We start from the raw sequence: 15,132 nt of genomic DNA on the forward strand, positions 1-15,132 counted from the left end.
GCCTCCTGGTCAGTGGGTGGGCTGTTCGGTGAGGTGGTCGGTGGTGAGCGGCACGTCGGTGATGGTGTGGAGCTGGATTGCGGTAAGTCCTTGGCCGCGGAGGTCGCAGAGCCGGGGATCGTCGGAGGTGTCGTCGACGTCGTCGCAGGTCCACTCCGGGTCACAGGGCGGGAGCGGGCCGGCGGTCACGTCGCGGGCGCCTTATGGACGCTGAAGTGCCCGTCGGGGTGGTAGACGAGCCAGTCCCCGTACAGGGCGACCACCCGGTCCGCGTAGCCGTCACCGACGCGGAGGCCGACCGCCTGGAGCTTGCCGTCGACCTCCTGCCGGTACCCCTTGGCGAACACGCCCAGCTTGTCGATGTCGTTGTCGACCTGGGTGATGCTTCGGAGGGTGACGTGCCAGGTCCGGCATCCGATCCGCTCCAGGCGGACGAGCTCCTCACAGTTCGGGCACTCGCCGCGGACATCGGTGGTGTGGCCGTTGCCGTCGAGGTCCCGGTCGTCGAGGTCGCCGAGGAGATTTCCGCAGCCGTTGCAGGCCCGCTTGAGGGTGAACCGGATGCTCTCGTGGCCGTCGTCTGTGAGGGTGACGCAGTCTGGGGTGTGGGTGCGTGGGTTCATGTGGGGCCTCTCATCAGTGATGTGACGGTGGGTTACGGATCAGGGGGCGGTGCGGCTCTCAGCCCGGGGATCGGGAGACCCGCACCACGAATCGGTCACGCTGAGTTGTCGAACATGGTCACGTCGAGGAGCCCGCGGTCCACCGCCGCCCGCACCGCAGCCTCCCGGCGGCCCCCGTGCGGCAAGTGCGACACCCCCAGCACCCGGTACGCCTCCGACAACCGGGCGCTCACCGACTCCCGCGACATGCCGAGCCGCACCGCAACCCGGGACAACGGCGCCCCGGACCTGGCCTCTACCAAGACCTGGGCCTGCCGGGATGTCAGCGCCACCACCGGCGCCTTCCGCTCCGGCATCTCCCACCCGTCGGCCAGCAGGTACCCCATGGACACACCCAGCCCGTGACACAACTGCGCAAGGCGGGCCACGGGCAGTGCGGCGTTCCCGGCCTCGGCCAGGCCGACGTACTGCGTAGGGATGCCGGCCCTAGTTCCGAGCTCGGCCTGGGACCAGCCGCGGTGCTGTCGCTCGGCGCGAATCCGGTCACCGATGTCGGCGACCAGGTCGTCCAGGTCCAGGGAGACGACGGGCCCGCCACCGACCGGCGACGGGCCCACCTGGGCGCGGGCGGTCACCTATCGCTCCGTACAGGCTCCGGAACCTCCACGACGGTGTGCTCGCCGTACATGGCGTCGAACTTCGCCTCCGGCATCCACCAGCACTCGTAGCCCCACACCACTCCCCCGCCATCCAGATCCAGGCGCGGGTTCAGATCCATGGCGTTGAGTAGCTCGTCGACCTGCTCCTCCAGGGGTGTCGCAGCACGGTGGGCATCCCGCTCCGCACGGACCTTCCGGTACTCGGCAAGGTCGCGGTCAGCTTCCTCCTGCGTGCGCTTGCCCGCGGTCACGGTCTCGGCGATCGTGCGGACCATCCAGGCATCGTCAGAGGCCCGAAGCTGCTCAGTGTCCGTGGCCCGCAGTTCGGCCTCGATGACGTTCCTGGCCGACTGCCGGATCTCCTCGGACCAGTTCCCGGAGCCGGGGCGGGGGAAGTCGCCGGCGTACACACCGCGCCCGTACAGGTACACGGTGGTGTCCGTCGCGTCCCGGACCGCAGCAATGCGCGTTCCGACAGCCCAGGCACTCACAGGCCCTCACCGTCAGCCTCTGCGGCGTGCTGCTCGAGTGCCTCAGCAACAGTGATAGCAGGGTTCTCCTTGAGGACCTGGAGGAGCCAGTGGCGTAGCTCGTCGTGACCCGTGCCGTAGCCGCGGTGCCACCGGCACTGGTCACCGACCTCCAGGCACGCTTCGCACTCCTCCGGGTCATCCGCATAGAACGGGGCGATCTCCGGCAGGACGTCGTACTCCGGGGCAATGTTGGGGCGGGAGGCGAGGAGGAGAGGAATGCTTCGCGTGCCGAAGAACTCGCGCTGCGGCCACTCCGCGCCTACCGCCTCAAGCTGAACAGCGAGGGCTGCCGCGACGGCCGGCTGGTGCCTCTTGAGCTGCACCCACAGGCTGTAGGCGTACTTCATGGGGTCGGTGACGGCTTGGTTCATCGCACCTCACCGACCGTCCAGCCGATGGGCTGCTCGTCCGGCTTCTGGCGGTCCACGGCCTCCGTGAGGGCGCGGGCAGCGAGGGCCAGCTGCTCCTGCGCGTACTGCACTTCCGCGTCGGCGTGCGGGTCGTCAGCGCGCTGGTAGTGGGTGGACTCGATGACGCGCAGCGCGGCCCTGATGAGGTTCTCGTGCTCGGCGGGCGGCGGGTAGTAGACGCTCACGTCAGTTCTCCTTCGTTGGTGAGGGCGCGGGCCTGCAGGCGCAGCCGGCGTCGGTAGCGCATGCGGGCGAGGATCTGGGCCGGGGTGGGCTGCTCCCACCCGTGGATGCCCTTGCTGGGGATGTACGCCCGGCCATGGCTTCGGGCGGTGCCGTGGCCGCACCAGCGGCATCCGAAGGGGGCGGGGACGGTACCGAAGGGGAAGCGGATGTGGCCACGCCTCATGCCGGTGACACGGCCCTTGAACGGCAGGTGGGTCATGGGCTGCTGCTCCCTCAGGCGATGCGGTAGTTGCGGGCGTCGTAGCCGTGGTCGGCCCACTGGGCGGCGTGTGCGGGGGCGACCTCGGTGAGGAGGTGCTCGCGGATGTCGTCGGCGGTGCCGTCGGAGACGGTGTGGAGGGTGCCGGGGACGGTGTATCCGTGGGGGTCGACGAGGCGCAGTTCGGTGAGCATGGGTTCCCCTTGGGGTGGTAACTCCGGGGCCGTTGGCCCTCGTTGTCGGCTCCACCAGACTACCCATATTGTGGTGCACGCGCAATATAATATGGCAGAGGATGCCACGCAAAGAGGGGCCCGACCCAAAGGCCAGACCCCTCACACCACCCCGCACCCCTCAGCCGGCGTCCCGAATCTCATCCACCGACTCCACCGGCACCGAACGCCCCTCCGCCCGCGCCCGCACCTTCGCCCGCGTCCACGCCTGCTCCACCGCATACCTGGACATCCCCAGCCGCGACGCCACCAGGTCGTACCCCATCCCCTTGCGGATCCCCACATCCACCGCCACCGCCCGCTCCGCAGACGTCAGCACCGTCCCGCCCTGCTGCAACGCCCGCTCCACCGCCACCCGGTCCACCCCCGCCGACCGCGGCGCCGCATCCGGCACCAAGTCCCGCACCGACCGGTCCAACCGCGGAACACGCCACCTCGGCACGGCCGCAGCCGGCCGCCCGTACTCGTCGAAGTCCACCCACGCCAGCGCATCCCGCAACACCATCTCCGGGTCCGCCAGCGCGGCCAGCACCACCGCCAGCCCCTCCAACTCCGTACGCGACATCCCCCCAAGCCGGTCCCCGATCTCCTCCGGAGTCCCCTCCCGCACCTCGACCATCAACCCGGCCGCCTCCGGCAGCAGGGCCTCCGCCAGGTCCCCGCGCTCCCCCGCCGACATCGCCCTCACGGCGCTTCCACCCTCTCCTCAGCCAGAACCTCAGCCACCGCGCCCATGTACTCCAGCGCCGCCACCACGTTGTTCACCGTCTGCACATTCGTCCCAAGCACCTCCGCCACCTGCCACGGCGTAAAGCCCTGTGCCCGTGCCGCCCGGAACTCCTCCAGCCGGTACTCAAGGATGTGATCCACCGCCGACAACGACGTCGTGTTGTATACGCGCGGCTTCCGGCCGTGCAGCCTGCGCCGCTCCTTCTCCGTCAGCCCGCCCCACACCCCGTAGTCCTGCCGGGTCTCCAGCGCCCACTGCAGGCACGGCTTCTGCACCGGGCAGCGGGCGCACCAGCTCTTCGCGACCTCCGCCAGCACTTCATTGGTGGAGTGCGGGAAGAACACCTCAGGGTTCTCCTCCCTGCACGCTCCCCGCCACTGCCAGTCCGGTACGGCGAGAGCTATGGTGCGGCCTGTCGTCGTGGTCATCGGGGTCACTCCGTTCCGGTGGTGGGGTCGGGCCAGATCGCCTTGGTGATGGCGGCCTTGTGGGTGAGGGGCACGGTGGTGAGGGGGTGACCGAGCCAGTCGCGGCCGGCGGCCATGAGGACGACGGCGTCGGCTGCGTTGTCGTCGCCGTCGGTGGTCCAAGCGGGCCAGCGGCGGGCGACCGCGTCGATGACGGCCCCCTTGGCGGCGTTGCCTTTGCCGGTGGCGTAGAGGGCGCGCTGGTTCGGGGAGAGGAGGCCGACTGGGATCTCGTGGGCGGTGAGGTGGTGGTAGATCTCCCACCAGAGCCAGCCACGTTCATGGGCGCCTCCTCCGCTCCGGGAGACGGCGGGGAGTTCGAGGACGGCGAGGTCGGGGCGGCCGATGGTGTCGGTGATGAATTGGCGGACCTCGTACAGGGCGTCGCGGCGTTCCGGGTGCGGGAGGGTGGTGATGGGGCGCTTCTTGTCGGTGTAACCGACGACCTGGCACCAGCCGCGGCTGGAGGCGATACCGGTGGCGGTGAGGCTGGTGTCGAGGCCGATGACGTCGGGTTGCCAGGCCGGGGCGGGAGGGACTTCAGGGGCGGGGCTGGTCAGGGTCATCAGGGCTGGTCTCCGTCGTCGAGGGTGAGCGTGGTCTGGACGTCCCGTCCGCCGTGTGCTTCCCACTGCTGGCGGTAGCGGTTCACCTCTCCCCGGCACTCCAGACGGGCATGGAAGGAAGCGGAGTTCTCGGGAAGGTCGGGGCGCCACAGGTTGGGGCCGGGGAAGCGGGCGGCCTGCTGGCGTGGGGTGATGTATTCGCCGCATCCGAGGCAGTGGCCGGGTGGGATGTCCATGAGGACGTCGGCGCGGGCGGCTTGCCGGTCGGCTTTGCGTTCGGCGAGTTCGTGGCGGCAGGGCGGGAGTTCACCGCAGGCGGAGCAGATCGCGTAGTGCTCGGGCAGGACGTCCCACGTGTGGTTGGCGGGCCCGACCAGGTGGAGAGGCTTTCCCTGGGGCTTGCCGTCGGGAAGGAGCACGAAGACGTAGGGCCGACCGTCCCAGGTGGCCTTCTCGGGCCGTTCCCCGCGCGGGTGGCGTTCCCAGCGATCGAGGGCGGTCGCGTACCGCGCCTCGTGTTCTTCGCCCCACAGGTCGAGGGGTCGTTCGGCGAGTTCGACGACCCGGTACGGCTGGCAGTCCCAGACGACGAGGACGCCAGGCTTGAGCTGTACGTAGTCGGCCAGGATGCGCTTGTCGTGGATGCGTTCCTCCTGGCGCCGCATGGCGGAGGACGGACCGCCGATGCGGTTGATCGAGGTGCGAGGGGGGTGGATGCCGCCGCGCTTGGTGGGCTGGCCGGTGTACAAGCGGCTCATCGCTGCTCCCCGTGTGCGGGCTGGTTGTAGGCGTCGTTGAGCTGGCGGGTCTCGAGGGCGCGTCCCAGGCGGACGGCGGTCGTGGTGATGACGGGTGACAGGACTAGGGAGACGAGCGCGACGGTGTACGGGCCGACCTGGCCGCCGGTGGTGAGGTGGAGGAGGGTGCCGGTGAAGAGCCCGAGGACGAGGTGCGCGGCGGCCGTGTGGAGGAGGGTGAACTTCATGCGGTGAGGTCCTTTGCGGGGATGGGCCCGTAGCGGGTTCCGCGGAGGTGGGTGGCGTGGCCTTCTTGATGGCCCAGATGGACGCCGAGACAAAACAGGCACCGGTAGGCCTGGTAGCGGGGGCCGCCAATGCCATGTATTTGGCGGGCGCGGCGGCGGGCGGCCCGTCTGCTGCGGAAGCGGGTCTTGCCGAGGCAGCCAGCACGGTAGAGGCGCTGCTCAAGGGCGGTGGGGCCGACGGTGGGGGCGAGGAGGGGCAGGGGCGCGTAGAAGGGGGTGTCAGTCATCGACGGAGGCCTTCTTGCGGGCCCGGCGTTCGAGGACGGCGGCGGTCTGGGCGCGGGTGCAGGGGGTGCAGCGGCAGGCGTAGTTGTTGTAGGTGGTGGCTTTGCCGTGGCCGGCCCGGTCGGCGGCTGCGGGGTCTTGGGCGCGGCGGGCGATGGCGGCGCGGATGCGTTGGGCGTGGCCTGCCCGGCAAGTGGTGCAGCGGCAGCCGCTGTTGTAGCGGCTGGCTCCGTGGGTGTCATTCATCTGTGGTCGCCTCTCGGTTGGCCTGCATGGTGAGGGCGTCGGTGACGGTGTAGCCGTTGACGGTGATGTGCGGGGCTGCCTGCTGGGCGAGGTGCAGGGCGGTGTCGAGGTCGAAGCGGTGGTCGTCGAGCCACTGGTCGCCGCGGTCGTACTCCTTGACGCCCTGGGCCCAGGTGCCGTCGGTGCCGAGGCAGGAACCGAGTCGGGTGACGGCCCAGCGGCCCCCGCCGCGGTACTCGACGCGGATCTCGAAGACGTGCGCGTCGATGCCGTCTTCGGGAACACAGGTGACTACGTACTCCACGGCCTTGACGGTGGGTTCGGGGAGGTCAGCCACAGGGTGCCTCCGCGGTGACCGGGAAGTCGCTCCACTCGCGGCCGTCGAGGGTCCGGCCGGCCTGCTTCTTCCCGAGCCGCCAGACGCCGCTCCAGGACCCGGTGTCGGGTACCTGGGCTTCGGGGAGTGCTTCACCGGTCTCGGTGTTCACGTACAGGTCGGCGGGGCGGGGCCCTTCGGCATGGGTGAGGAACCCGCGGTACTCGCCGTGCTGCTTGAAGAAGTAGGGGATGTTCGCGGCCGCGCAGTCGTCGCGGAGGGTGCGGAACCAGTCGAGGGCTGCGGGGCGGGCATTGCGGCCGGATTCCCCTCCGCAGATCACCCAGTTGGGACGGACGAGGTCGGGGCACGGGCCGGTGCAGAACCCGCCCGTGAAGTCGTGGGTGGGGCAGTGGGCGTGGTTGCGGTTGAGCCGAACGGGGCCGAGGAGGGGTTCGCAGGAGAGGAACCGTACGGCGGCCGGGGTGTTGAGGAGGGCGGGGATGCGGATGTCTGCCCAGTGCTGGTCCTCGACGCTGACGCCGAGCCACACGTTGGGCAGGGGCCAGGGCCGTGGTGCGGTTTCGGGGAGCCCGAAGACCATGGCGGCCCGGTGGTACGTCATGTGGGCGAAGGTGGGGTTGTTGAGGAGGCTGCGCATGCGGCCGTGGCGCTTGGTGAGGACCTGGTAGGTGTGCTGGGGGGTGGCAGCCATGACGCCGAAGACGAGGTGAAGGTCGGCTTCGTGGATGCCGGCGTGGAAGAGGTCGCCCATGGAGTTCACGAAGACGCGGCGCGGGTTCTTCCACCGGAGCGGTTCGCGGATGGCTGCGGCGTGAGAGGTGATGCCGAAGCCAGGGCCGGACGTTTCCGGGTTGCCGTCGGTCTGGTACTTCGCGGAGCCCATGCCCTTGAGGCGCTTGGCCATGGTCAGGGCGTAGCAGTTGTCACATCCGGGGCTGACGCGGTCGCAGCCGGTGATCGGATTCCAAGTGACCCCGGCGGATCCGTCGTCGCCTCGGGTCCATTCGATGTTCGTCTTAGCCATCGTTGATCTCCTCTAGCCATTCGTCGGTGTTGTGTTCCAGTGCGAGAGCGATCAGCTGCTCCCAGGCATGTGGGTGCGAGGTGATTCCGCGTTCGACCCAAGGAGCGGGGTGCCGGTCGCCCTTGCTGCTGTTGCAGGAGGTGCAGGCAGGCGCGAGGTTTCCCGGTACGGATCGTCCGCCTCGGGCCACCGGCCAGACGTGGTCGATCGATGTGGCGGGGCGGTTACAGGCGTAGGCGCAGAGCCCGTCGAACGATCCGAACTGCTGTGTTCGCCACCAGGGCGGGATCGGGTCGAGTCCTCGCGCACGGGCGTACACCCGGGCTCGGATTTGCTCTCCTGCGTGGCCGCGGTAGGCGTCCCTGGCTGCTGCCGCTGCATGCGGCTTACAGATGCCGCCGCGTACTTCGCTGGTGGTGAGCCACAGCTGACAGACGCTGCACCACGCCTGGCCTAGAGCGGCGCGGCGTCTTCGCTCGGGGATGGTGGGGCCCGGCCTCTTCCTCGGAGTGCGGGCGGTGCACGCGGCCTTGAGGCCGTCCCAACGGGTCCGGTCCTTCGCGAAGGCCTGACGCGTATGCCACTCCTTGCAGCCGGTACACCACTTGAGCCCGGCGGCGAGCTTGGTGTCATATTCGGCGAGGCTCACACCGATCCGAGTTGCAGCTGATGCGCGGAAGCGACGGGCTGGAGTTCGCTCCGTCCATTCGATGGCGGTGTCAGCCATGGTCGGGGTGCTCCTTGGGCTGGTCGGTGTGGGCGGCGAGTTCGGCGGCGATGGCGGCGAGGCTGAGGGATTCGGTGGTGTCGTTCCGGTGGCCGAAGGCGGGGGCGAGGTTGTTGACCTGGACGGTGGGTGCGGTGTCCGGGGTGGGGTCGGGGGTGGGTCGGCCGTGGTGGCTGGTGCAGGCGGCTGCGGTGCGGCAGGCCTCGTCGAGGTCGTTGCCGGTGGTGATGGGGTGGACGTGGTGGGTGCCGGAGGGGCAGGGGGTGAGGGCGGTGAAGGGTGTGGTGGAGCCGGGGTGGTGGATGAGGCGGGCGCCGGAGCGGAAGTCGGCGGCGATGGTGCTGTCGGCGGCTATCCAGGCGCGTATGGGGAGGCCGGGGAGGCCGGCGAGGCGGGCGGCGTAGGCGGCGTTGATGGCTTCGTGGGTGATGAAGTCGGGGGTGGAGGGCGCGGTGGGGGTGCGCTTGGGGAGCGGGGGCCGGGCGCGGAGGAGCGAGACGACCGCGGGCTTGGAGGCGGACTTGGTGCTGCGGGTGCTGGTGAGGCGGCGCTTGCGGGCCTTGGTGGTCATGGCGGGTCTCCGTCCGGCGGGTCGTGCTCGGGTGGGGTGGAGCGTGGGCCGTGCTGGGAGGCGTGGAGCAGGAGGGCGGCGACGACTCCCAGCACGGTGGCGATGGCGGCGGGCCAGGTCACGCACGAGCCTTGACACGGCGGCGGGCCCGGTAGGCGCTGACGTCGGCAGTGTTGGCGGCCGAGCACTCCGCGCATCGGCAGCCGTGGTTCTTGTAGGTGGACGCCTTGCCGTGGCCGGCCCGGTCGGCCCGGGACGGGTCGGCCGCTGAGCGTTGGCGGGAGGCCTGGCAGCGCTTGCGGTTCGCTTCGCGGCAGTCGTCGCAACGGCATCCGCCCTTGGTGTACGCGTAGGGGGTGCCGTGTCGGATGCCGTCGTGCTGCCGGGCCTGGGTGGCGAGGACTGCGCTCAGGCCGAGCATGTCGAGGAGGGCTCGGCAGTCGTCGGCGTTGTGGGAGTGGTTGGCGATGGCCAGCGCGGCGCGGCGGGCTTCGGTCATGACGCCGCGGCCTGGGTGCGCTCGAACGCGGCCAGGTCGTCGGGGAACTCGGTGAAGTCCCGGCGGTACGCCTTGGTGATGAGGCGGCGTGCCCAGGCGAGGCGCTCGGCTCCACCGTCGTCGGCGTCCCGGATGTGATCCGACGCCTCGATGAGGGCGTCGGTGCCCTGGCGTACGAGTTGGGTGGCGACGACGTGCCGGATGTCGGCGATGGTGAAGTAGTCCTCGGCCTCCTCGTCTTCGTCGGAGGCAACCAGGACGAGGGCGAGTTCCTCGAGGGAGAGGCGGTGTTCGACGCGGGTCTTGATCAGGACGCCCCGGCCGCGGCTCAGGTAGGCACTCATGACGTCACCTGGACGAGGTCGGTGTGGGCGAGCTCGGTCTCGGCGGCGATGACGGCCCGGTTCTCCCTGCGGAGTTCGAGGAGGCGGTCCATGTAGCCGAGGGCGTATCCGAGGTCGGGGTGGTGGTCTGCGTAGAGGCCGGCGCGGACGATGAGCTGCGGGATGGTCAGGGTGGCGGTGTCGTCGTACGCGTCGGCGCGGCCGACGAAGTAGGGGTTGGGCTCGTCGGTGGCGGCCGGGGCGAGGGTCAGGGCAGTCACGGCGTTGTCCTCTCTCGTGCTCTTCGCCGTACGGGTCAGGCTGCGGCGGGGCGGGGGGTGGGGACGTCGGTGAGGTTGTCGGCGGTCTGGGCGGCACGCAGGAGGATGCCGGTAACCTCGGCGGGGGTGGGGAGTACGCCGGTGAAGAAGTCGTTCTCGGTGGTCCAGGTGCGGAGGTGTTCGAGGTGGTCGTCGCCCCCGGAGGCCGAGTCGCCCGGGGGTTCGGTGGGCAGGACGACGGAGATCCAGGCGATGACCTCCATGACGGTGGTGTTGGTGGTGATGAGGACGTCGGCGTACTGGGTGGCCGTGGGGTCGGTGAAGGCGTTGGGGGTGGTGCCGGTGACGGCCCGGTAGACGGCGGCTTCGAGGGAGAGGGCCCCGGTGGCGGGGTTGGCGAGCTGGTCGCGCTCGAGCCCGAAATCGGTGATGGTGTCGGCGGTCAGGCGCAGGAGGGTGCCGGTGCTGGACATGGGTGTCTCCCGGTGCGTGCTGGGGTGGGGTGGTCACCCCGGTCCCGGGAGCTACTGCTCGCCCTGTGGGCGGGGTGCTCTACCGGGGCCGGGAGTTGCGGGGTGAGGGTGGGTCAGGCTTCTTCGGCGGGGTGGTCGTCCGCGCAGTCGGGGCACTGGGCGATCTCTTGGGCCACGGGGCCGGGCTGGTAGGTGCGGGCGTGGTTGCCGTCGAAGAGGAGGTCGCACAGGCAGCCGCAGGTGCAGCGGACGATCTCGCCGTGGTCCGGGAGGCGGATACCGGCGTGGGCGGCGATGAGGGCGACGATCGCGAAGTAGGCGCTGTTGTCCGCGGCTTCGCGTGCCTCTTCGAGCAGGGCGTTGACGCGGTCCTGCTGGTACTCCCCCAAGTCGCTGATGCGGCGGGTGGTGGGGAGTTGGGTGGTGGTGGACCGGGTGTGGGTGAGCAGCATGGCGCACTCCTGTGGGGTCTCCGACAGTCCCGGAAGGGGGTCTGTCGTTGTCGGCTCCACCAGACTAACCATATTGTGGTGCATGCGCAATGCAATATGGCGAGGGGATGAGAAAGCCCCTGGCCCGGGGTCTCGGGGCAAGGGGCTGCTCGGGCCTCGGACGGCCCGTCAGGAGTCTCTGGAGAGCTGGGCGTCGCGGTGCGCCTCCAGCAGGTCGGAGTACGACACGAGGACCCGACCGCCGGAACGCTGGGTGCAGATGCCGCGCTTGGTGATCCAGCTGCGCAGCGTCGACTTCGCCGCGGGCCGGCCGGTCTCGCCGAACAGGGCGACGGCCTCATTGAGGGTGACCAGGTCCCGGATGTGCGGGGCGGCGGCGGGGACGGAGTGGTAGATGGCCACGGGGGCTCCCGAGTGAGGAGGCCGTCGGTCGCAGCTCCGGCGTCCTGTGCGGGTTACTGGGGGTGGTGCTGGTACAGCAGTGGCAGCAGTTCCTAGACCTCCGAAGGGCCCGTTAGGTTGCACGCCTCCGCGAATATGTTGAGGCGGCAACATGCCGTTCGGCGAGCTGCTGCAGGGTCCACACGCGGCGCGTGCCGTCCTCGGTGCAGCGGGAGTAGATGCACACCGCTTCCCCGCGCTGCCACATCAGCGACCAGCAGCCGCAGGCGGGACAGGGGTGCTTGCGTATGAGGTGGGTGTCGCCGTGGAGCTCGATGGCGTGCTCGAGGGTGTGCCGGTAGAGGAGGGCTTCTCTCTGGCGGCGGGCGTACTCCTCGACGTCGGCGGTGTGCTCGCACATCCAGGCGTAGACGCGGCCGTCCTGCTCGGGCGGGGGCGGGGCCTGGGGGGCGACGGCCTGGGTGTAGGCGACGACTTCGCCGACGTGGCCAGCGATGTAGTCGACGACGCGGAGGTCGGCGGGTGCGGGCCCGTGGACGCTGCGGGAAGTGGGCTGGCCGGTGGATGGCCGCCGGGTGGGCTGGGTTTTGAGGCCCTGGATCAGGTGGAGCTGCTGGCCGGCCTTGATGGCCTCGGTGGTGGTGTCTCCCGCCATGTGCGTCCCCGTCCCGTGCTGCGGCCGCCGGGCGGGGCGCGAGCAGCCGTGAAGAGGGGGCTCGGGGGCGCGCGCGGGGCCGAGAGTTGTGACCCGGTGTGACCCGGGGGCCCCATGCTGCCACGGAGGAGGCGGAAGTTGAACACGTTGTGTAAATGGATCAGCGCGCTCCGCTAATTTGTTTCGGCGCCGCAACATATGACGAATCGTCAGCCTTGAATATGCTCCCGGAACGTGTCCGGCACCGTGCGCAGCACATCGAGGTGATGGCGCACCAGATCGCTCTGCTCCTCCCCCAGCTGCCCGGTGCCGGCGAGGCCGTCGACCAGGAGGCGGATGGTCGCCACGGTCGTGTCGAAGACGGTGGCGGTGGCGGGGTCGGCAAGCGAGAGGTGCTTCTGCTGGAACCGGGCCTGGACCACCACCGCGAGTTCGTCCCGCTGCGATACAGGCCCGTCGGCGGGCTGGGCAGGGACCGGCGGTGGCCGGCGGCCGCGGACGCCTCGGCGGGAGGACAAGGGGATCACCTGGCTGTCGGACGGGGCAGGACGGTGGGGCTCCTGCCCGAGAGGGGCAGCCGCGTCACTGGGCATGCAGGTCTCCGCTCGCGGACGGCAGAGGGAAGGGGTGCACCTCTATGGGGCGGGTGCGGGTGCAGGCCGGTCAGGTCTGCCGGTCCAACCGGCCGGTAAGGACACACCCTGACACTAGATTCACCCGGTGTGTGAAGACAGAGCAGGTTTTGACATCCTCGCGTCCCACGATGTGGTACCGCATGAGACCGCCCCCGGCGACTGCACCAGGCGGAGTTTTGCCGACAACACCCGGAGCAGCCGCGCGGGGGCGGGGAGACCTCACGGGCATGCCCGTAAGACTACGGGGATTGTAGCCGCGGAACTGGCAATGCAGGTAGGGGCGGTGCGCCCCCAAAAGGTGGGCGGCACGGGGCGCTGGGGCGGGTATGCCGGGGGTCTAGTCGCCGGGGGCCGCGCAGGCGGGGGCGGGCGGAGCAGGCTGCGAGGTACTGCACCCGCTCCCCCGGCTGGCGGCAGCTCCCGCGTACCGGCAGACACTGCGTACGGCAGCCTCACCAGCCGTTATGCGTTGATGCACGCCCGGAATCACTAATGGCTGGTATCACTCGGTCGGGTGACACCGAAACCACCCAAACCACCCACCGGCTGAGTGGTGGGACGCCGACGGCCCGCACCTGCGCCGGTTCACGGCAGCAGTAGACGGGCCGTCGGGTTGAAGGGTCAGTCGCTCTTGTTCAACGGGAACAGCATCTTCGCGAGCGCCCTACGACGCTCGAGCGGCATGTGCTCGCACAGCAGCTCCAGGGGGACATCCTCGGCCACCGCCCGGATGAACGCCTCGTCCTCCCAATCGAGCACGGGAGCTTCGCCCTGGTGCGCCGGGGCGCTGTTCCTGGGGGCGACGACCGTCGCACCGACCGGCTCCGCAGGAGGTGCGCTCCGGGCCAGATCTCCCTGCGCGGGGGTGACCGTCGGGAGCGGCGAACCCATAACACTGTTATGGGTTTCGTCCCTCGGGTCCGCCCTCGGCGCACTGGCGGGCGCCCGCTCCGGTACGGGTGGGGTGTCCTCCCGCGGGCCCCGGGGCTGTTGTGCCTCAGCGGGAGGGGCGTATACCGCGGTATACGTCTCCCGCCCCGGCTCGCTCCGCTGGGGGGCCAGTTCGGCCGCGGGCCGGGCAGCGGGCTGAGGCCGCTGCCCGGAGGCCGGCTTCGGGGCGTCCTTCTTCTCCTGGCGGGCGCGCTGGTCGGCTTCCCACGCTCCGCGCTGCTCCTCAGCGGGGAGCGCCGAGTAGCGGCGCATGTCCCGGAACGCGGTGATGGTGCCGTCGATGATGAGCGCCTGCATCTCCTCGGTAAGCCGCAGCAGACCAAGGTGGTGGCTGAACCACTGCTTCGACTTGCCGACCCGCTCGGCGGCGCGCGTCTGGTTGCCGTCGGTCATGCTCAGCATGGCCTTCAGCCCGTTCGCCTCCTCGATGGCGTTGAAGTTCGCGCGCTCCATGTTCTCGGCGAGAACAGCCGCCAGGAACGCCTCCCTGCTCGACGCGATGTCGGCGCGGATGTGGACGTCGAGGAGCTTGAGTCCCACTTCCTGCGCGGCCTTCCAGCGCCGCTCCCCTGCCGCCATGACGACACGGCACGGGCCGACCTGGTCGGCGTGCTCAGGGAAAAGCTTCACGTACGCGGCACGGGCAATGCCGACGCACGGCTGCAGCTGCCCGTTGCGCATGCTGTTGCCCAGCTCGATGAGCTTGGCCTTGTCGAAATCCTGCCGCGGGTTGAGCGGCGTAGGGACGAGCTGCTCGGGCGACAGGTGCGCCAGGGTCGGCTTGGCTGCTCCGGGGGTCGCCTCGACCTTCTCTCCTGCGAGCTCCGCGAGGGAGAACCTTGAGCCGGCCATCAGCGGCGCCCTCCGTATCCGAGCTCGAGCGCCAGGCGGAAGTAGTCCTCCCGGGCCCGCAGGGTGGTGCCGTTGTCCGCGTACTGCGTGACGACCTTGCCCTCGGCAGCGGCGCGGGTGTGAATCTTGTACCGGCGGATCACCGTGTTGGCACGGGGCCAGCCCTTGGCCTCGATGTAGGCGATGGTGTCGTCGCGGTCGGCCTTGCCGTCGCGCGGGTCCCACGCGTTCACGAACACCTTGTACGGGAGCCCGCGGGGTTCGATGACCTGGCTGATGGTGCGGGCCGTCGGGTCGAACGCGAGTGGCTCCGGGGGGAGAGGCACCAGGACGTCGTCGGCAATGTCGAGGGCGGCGGAGAGGATGTGCTCGTTCTCCAGGCTGCCGGGGGTGTCGATGAAGACGTGCGCCCGCTTGTCGCTCGAGCCCAGGACATCGTGGGTGACTGCCGCCAGGTTGACGGTCGTCGTCGTCTTACCAACGCCGCCCTTCTGGTTGGCGATGACGTGGATCTCCGCGCCGAGGTTCTTCAGTTCCGCGAGACTCTCGGGGTCGTCGTGAGCGGTCGTGAAGTCAAAGGGGAGTTCGCTGACTCGGTCGGCCCACCAGATGGTCGACCCCTGGGGGTCTGTGGACACGACGAGGATGGAGGAAGCCATGATGCTCCGTTTCCGTGTGCTTCCCGAGAAGGCTCTCGGTACTCGGACCGGGACAGCATGGCAGATCAGTGAATGGGACATTTGCATCACCCCGCTGTTCGGCGAG

General features: G+C 69.9%; 30 protein-coding genes. All 30 read right to left on the minus strand.

The annotated features are described in order from the left end of the window. Positions 1–9: 9 nt before the first annotated feature. The 30 genes from ACFWVV_RS24550 to ACFWVV_RS24695 all read right to left on the minus strand — a co-directional run bounded on the left by ACFWVV_RS24550 (position 10) and on the right by ACFWVV_RS24695 (position 15,026). Complete coding sequence (locus ACFWVV_RS24550; RefSeq protein WP_384354619.1) at positions 10–189, minus strand: hypothetical protein; 180 nt, start codon at positions 187–189, stop codon at positions 10–12. Next, a complete protein-coding gene (locus ACFWVV_RS24555) occupies positions 186–623 on the minus strand; it encodes a hypothetical protein (protein WP_384354617.1) in 438 nt (145 codons plus the stop codon). Before ACFWVV_RS24555 ends, ACFWVV_RS24550 begins: the two co-directional genes overlap by 4 nt. A 95-nt stretch (positions 624–718) precedes the next feature. Beyond that, entirely contained in the window at positions 719–1,258 is a 540-nt protein-coding gene (locus tag ACFWVV_RS24560; RefSeq protein WP_384354615.1) for a helix-turn-helix domain-containing protein, read from the minus strand. Further along, on the minus strand, positions 1,255–1,773 hold the full coding sequence (locus tag ACFWVV_RS24565) for a hypothetical protein (protein ID WP_384354613.1): 519 nt from the start codon (positions 1,771–1,773) through the stop codon (positions 1,255–1,257). The genes ACFWVV_RS24560 and ACFWVV_RS24565 overlap by 4 nt, the downstream gene beginning before the upstream one ends. Then, a complete protein-coding gene (locus ACFWVV_RS24570; protein WP_384354611.1) occupies positions 1,770–2,186 on the minus strand; it encodes a hypothetical protein in 417 nt (138 codons plus the stop codon). Before ACFWVV_RS24570 ends, ACFWVV_RS24565 begins: the two co-directional genes overlap by 4 nt. Then, on the minus strand, positions 2,183–2,410 hold the full coding sequence (locus tag ACFWVV_RS24575) for a hypothetical protein (RefSeq protein WP_384354609.1): 228 nt from the start codon (positions 2,408–2,410) through the stop codon (positions 2,183–2,185). Before ACFWVV_RS24575 ends, ACFWVV_RS24570 begins: the two co-directional genes overlap by 4 nt. Continuing rightward, the gene (locus ACFWVV_RS24580) at positions 2,407–2,670 is read right to left on the minus strand and encodes a hypothetical protein (protein ID WP_384354607.1); all 264 of its coding nucleotides are present in this window, start codon (positions 2,668–2,670) and stop codon (positions 2,407–2,409) included. Before ACFWVV_RS24580 ends, ACFWVV_RS24575 begins: the two co-directional genes overlap by 4 nt. 14 nt (positions 2,671–2,684) lie before the next feature. After that, positions 2,685–2,864: a hypothetical protein gene (locus tag ACFWVV_RS24585; protein ID WP_384354605.1), complete on the minus strand. Its 180-nt coding sequence runs from the start codon at positions 2,862–2,864 to the stop codon at positions 2,685–2,687. A gap of 160 nt (positions 2,865–3,024) precedes the next feature. Next, entirely contained in the window at positions 3,025–3,591 is a 567-nt protein-coding gene (locus tag ACFWVV_RS24590) for a hypothetical protein (RefSeq protein ID WP_384354603.1), read from the minus strand. Continuing rightward, entirely contained in the window at positions 3,588–4,061 is a 474-nt protein-coding gene (locus tag ACFWVV_RS24595; RefSeq protein ID WP_384354601.1) for a WhiB family transcriptional regulator, read from the minus strand. Before ACFWVV_RS24595 ends, ACFWVV_RS24590 begins: the two co-directional genes overlap by 4 nt. A gap of 5 nt (positions 4,062–4,066) precedes the next feature. Next, a complete protein-coding gene (locus tag ACFWVV_RS24600) occupies positions 4,067–4,666 on the minus strand; it encodes a hypothetical protein (protein WP_384354599.1) in 600 nt (199 codons plus the stop codon). Then, positions 4,666–5,424 (minus strand): hypothetical protein, encoded by a 759-nt coding sequence (locus ACFWVV_RS24605; RefSeq protein ID WP_384354597.1) that lies wholly within the window; start codon positions 5,422–5,424, stop codon positions 4,666–4,668. The genes ACFWVV_RS24600 and ACFWVV_RS24605 overlap by 1 nt, the downstream gene beginning before the upstream one ends. Beyond that, entirely contained in the window at positions 5,421–5,651 is a 231-nt protein-coding gene (locus ACFWVV_RS24610) for a hypothetical protein (RefSeq protein ID WP_384354595.1), read from the minus strand. The genes ACFWVV_RS24605 and ACFWVV_RS24610 overlap by 4 nt, the downstream gene beginning before the upstream one ends. Then, the gene (locus ACFWVV_RS24615) at positions 5,648–5,938 is read right to left on the minus strand and encodes a hypothetical protein (RefSeq protein ID WP_384354593.1); all 291 of its coding nucleotides are present in this window, start codon (positions 5,936–5,938) and stop codon (positions 5,648–5,650) included. Before ACFWVV_RS24615 ends, ACFWVV_RS24610 begins: the two co-directional genes overlap by 4 nt. Continuing rightward, on the minus strand, positions 5,931–6,182 hold the full coding sequence (locus ACFWVV_RS24620; RefSeq protein ID WP_384354591.1) for a hypothetical protein: 252 nt from the start codon (positions 6,180–6,182) through the stop codon (positions 5,931–5,933). Before ACFWVV_RS24620 ends, ACFWVV_RS24615 begins: the two co-directional genes overlap by 8 nt. Beyond that, entirely contained in the window at positions 6,175–6,519 is a 345-nt protein-coding gene (locus tag ACFWVV_RS24625) for a hypothetical protein (RefSeq protein ID WP_384354589.1), read from the minus strand. The genes ACFWVV_RS24620 and ACFWVV_RS24625 overlap by 8 nt, the downstream gene beginning before the upstream one ends. Beyond that, positions 6,512–7,546: a phage Gp37/Gp68 family protein gene (locus ACFWVV_RS24630; protein ID WP_384354587.1), complete on the minus strand. Its 1,035-nt coding sequence runs from the start codon at positions 7,544–7,546 to the stop codon at positions 6,512–6,514. Before ACFWVV_RS24630 ends, ACFWVV_RS24625 begins: the two co-directional genes overlap by 8 nt. Then, complete coding sequence (locus ACFWVV_RS24635; protein ID WP_384354585.1) at positions 7,539–8,273, minus strand: HNH endonuclease; 735 nt, start codon at positions 8,271–8,273, stop codon at positions 7,539–7,541. Before ACFWVV_RS24635 ends, ACFWVV_RS24630 begins: the two co-directional genes overlap by 8 nt. Continuing rightward, positions 8,266–8,844: a hypothetical protein gene (locus tag ACFWVV_RS24640; protein WP_384354583.1), complete on the minus strand. Its 579-nt coding sequence runs from the start codon at positions 8,842–8,844 to the stop codon at positions 8,266–8,268. Before ACFWVV_RS24640 ends, ACFWVV_RS24635 begins: the two co-directional genes overlap by 8 nt. Further along, on the minus strand, positions 8,841–8,966 hold the full coding sequence (locus ACFWVV_RS24645; RefSeq protein WP_384354581.1) for a hypothetical protein: 126 nt from the start codon (positions 8,964–8,966) through the stop codon (positions 8,841–8,843). Before ACFWVV_RS24645 ends, ACFWVV_RS24640 begins: the two co-directional genes overlap by 4 nt. Then, on the minus strand, positions 8,963–9,343 hold the full coding sequence (locus ACFWVV_RS24650) for a hypothetical protein (RefSeq protein ID WP_384354579.1): 381 nt from the start codon (positions 9,341–9,343) through the stop codon (positions 8,963–8,965). The genes ACFWVV_RS24645 and ACFWVV_RS24650 overlap by 4 nt, the downstream gene beginning before the upstream one ends. Further along, complete coding sequence (locus ACFWVV_RS24655; RefSeq protein WP_384354577.1) at positions 9,340–9,687, minus strand: DUF6181 family protein; 348 nt, start codon at positions 9,685–9,687, stop codon at positions 9,340–9,342. Before ACFWVV_RS24655 ends, ACFWVV_RS24650 begins: the two co-directional genes overlap by 4 nt. Continuing rightward, positions 9,684–9,947, minus strand: a complete 264-nt coding sequence (locus ACFWVV_RS24660) for a hypothetical protein (RefSeq protein WP_384354575.1) — start codon at positions 9,945–9,947, stop codon at positions 9,684–9,686. The genes ACFWVV_RS24655 and ACFWVV_RS24660 overlap by 4 nt, the downstream gene beginning before the upstream one ends. A gap of 35 nt (positions 9,948–9,982) precedes the next feature. Continuing rightward, positions 9,983–10,420 (minus strand): hypothetical protein, encoded by a 438-nt coding sequence (locus ACFWVV_RS24665; RefSeq protein ID WP_384354573.1) that lies wholly within the window; start codon positions 10,418–10,420, stop codon positions 9,983–9,985. 113 nt (positions 10,421–10,533) lie between these two features. Then, the gene (locus ACFWVV_RS24670) at positions 10,534–10,872 is read right to left on the minus strand and encodes a hypothetical protein (protein WP_384354571.1); all 339 of its coding nucleotides are present in this window, start codon (positions 10,870–10,872) and stop codon (positions 10,534–10,536) included. A gap of 168 nt (positions 10,873–11,040) precedes the next feature. Further along, positions 11,041–11,274: a hypothetical protein gene (locus ACFWVV_RS24675; RefSeq protein WP_384354569.1), complete on the minus strand. Its 234-nt coding sequence runs from the start codon at positions 11,272–11,274 to the stop codon at positions 11,041–11,043. Positions 11,275–11,386: 112 nt separating this feature from the next. Further along, the gene (locus ACFWVV_RS24680) at positions 11,387–11,929 is read right to left on the minus strand and encodes a hypothetical protein (RefSeq protein ID WP_384354567.1); all 543 of its coding nucleotides are present in this window, start codon (positions 11,927–11,929) and stop codon (positions 11,387–11,389) included. Positions 11,930–12,138: 209 nt separating this feature from the next. Continuing rightward, entirely contained in the window at positions 12,139–12,447 is a 309-nt protein-coding gene (locus ACFWVV_RS24685; RefSeq protein ID WP_384354565.1) for a hypothetical protein, read from the minus strand. A 738-nt stretch (positions 12,448–13,185) separates the two neighbouring features. Next, a complete protein-coding gene (locus tag ACFWVV_RS24690) occupies positions 13,186–14,367 on the minus strand; it encodes a ParB/RepB/Spo0J family partition protein (protein WP_384354563.1) in 1,182 nt (393 codons plus the stop codon). Continuing rightward, entirely contained in the window at positions 14,367–15,026 is a 660-nt protein-coding gene (locus ACFWVV_RS24695) for a ParA family protein (RefSeq protein WP_384354561.1), read from the minus strand. The genes ACFWVV_RS24690 and ACFWVV_RS24695 overlap by 1 nt, the downstream gene beginning before the upstream one ends. Positions 15,027–15,132 lie beyond the last annotated feature (106 nt).

Origin of the sequence: Streptomyces sp. NPDC058663, assembly GCF_042716745.1 — a bacterium.
GTDB lineage: Bacteria > Actinomycetota > Actinomycetes > Streptomycetales > Streptomycetaceae > Streptomyces.

What these genes read in the sequence shown, in the direction of transcription:
- ACFWVV_RS24555 (WP_384354617.1), bottom strand. Translation starts at nt 623, where the DNA reads ATGAACCCACGCACCCACACCCCAGACTGCGTCACCCTCACAGACGAC.
- ACFWVV_RS24570 (WP_384354611.1), bottom strand. Translation starts at nt 2,186, where the DNA reads ATGAACCAAGCCGTCACCGACCCCATGAAGTACGCCTACAGCCTGTGG.
- ACFWVV_RS24580 (WP_384354607.1), bottom strand. Translation starts at nt 2,670, where the DNA reads ATGACCCACCTGCCGTTCAAGGGCCGTGTCACCGGCATGAGGCGTGGC.
- ACFWVV_RS24585 (WP_384354605.1), bottom strand. Translation starts at nt 2,864, where the DNA reads ATGCTCACCGAACTGCGCCTCGTCGACCCCCACGGATACACCGTCCCC.
- ACFWVV_RS24595 (WP_384354601.1), bottom strand. Translation starts at nt 4,061, where the DNA reads ATGACCACGACGACAGGCCGCACCATAGCTCTCGCCGTACCGGACTGG.
- ACFWVV_RS24600 (WP_384354599.1), bottom strand. Translation starts at nt 4,666, where the DNA reads ATGACCCTGACCAGCCCCGCCCCTGAAGTCCCTCCCGCCCCGGCCTGG.
- ACFWVV_RS24605 (WP_384354597.1), bottom strand. Translation starts at nt 5,424, where the DNA reads ATGAGCCGCTTGTACACCGGCCAGCCCACCAAGCGCGGCGGCATCCAC.
- ACFWVV_RS24610 (WP_384354595.1), bottom strand. Translation starts at nt 5,651, where the DNA reads ATGAAGTTCACCCTCCTCCACACGGCCGCCGCGCACCTCGTCCTCGGG.
- ACFWVV_RS24615 (WP_384354593.1), bottom strand. Translation starts at nt 5,938, where the DNA reads ATGACTGACACCCCCTTCTACGCGCCCCTGCCCCTCCTCGCCCCCACC.
- ACFWVV_RS24620 (WP_384354591.1), bottom strand. Translation starts at nt 6,182, where the DNA reads ATGAATGACACCCACGGAGCCAGCCGCTACAACAGCGGCTGCCGCTGC.
- ACFWVV_RS24630 (WP_384354587.1), bottom strand. Translation starts at nt 7,546, where the DNA reads ATGGCTAAGACGAACATCGAATGGACCCGAGGCGACGACGGATCCGCC.
- ACFWVV_RS24635 (WP_384354585.1), bottom strand. Translation starts at nt 8,273, where the DNA reads ATGGCTGACACCGCCATCGAATGGACGGAGCGAACTCCAGCCCGTCGC.
- ACFWVV_RS24640 (WP_384354583.1), bottom strand. Translation starts at nt 8,844, where the DNA reads ATGACCACCAAGGCCCGCAAGCGCCGCCTCACCAGCACCCGCAGCACC.
- ACFWVV_RS24650 (WP_384354579.1), bottom strand. Translation starts at nt 9,343, where the DNA reads ATGACCGAAGCCCGCCGCGCCGCGCTGGCCATCGCCAACCACTCCCAC.
- ACFWVV_RS24655 (WP_384354577.1), bottom strand. Translation starts at nt 9,687, where the DNA reads ATGAGTGCCTACCTGAGCCGCGGCCGGGGCGTCCTGATCAAGACCCGC.
- ACFWVV_RS24665 (WP_384354573.1), bottom strand. Translation starts at nt 10,420, where the DNA reads ATGTCCAGCACCGGCACCCTCCTGCGCCTGACCGCCGACACCATCACC.
- ACFWVV_RS24670 (WP_384354571.1), bottom strand. Translation starts at nt 10,872, where the DNA reads ATGCTGCTCACCCACACCCGGTCCACCACCACCCAACTCCCCACCACC.
- ACFWVV_RS24680 (WP_384354567.1), bottom strand. Translation starts at nt 11,929, where the DNA reads ATGGCGGGAGACACCACCACCGAGGCCATCAAGGCCGGCCAGCAGCTC.
- ACFWVV_RS24690 (WP_384354563.1), bottom strand. Translation starts at nt 14,367, where the DNA reads ATGGCCGGCTCAAGGTTCTCCCTCGCGGAGCTCGCAGGAGAGAAGGTC.
- ACFWVV_RS24695 (WP_384354561.1), bottom strand. Translation starts at nt 15,026, where the DNA reads ATGGCTTCCTCCATCCTCGTCGTGTCCACAGACCCCCAGGGGTCGACC.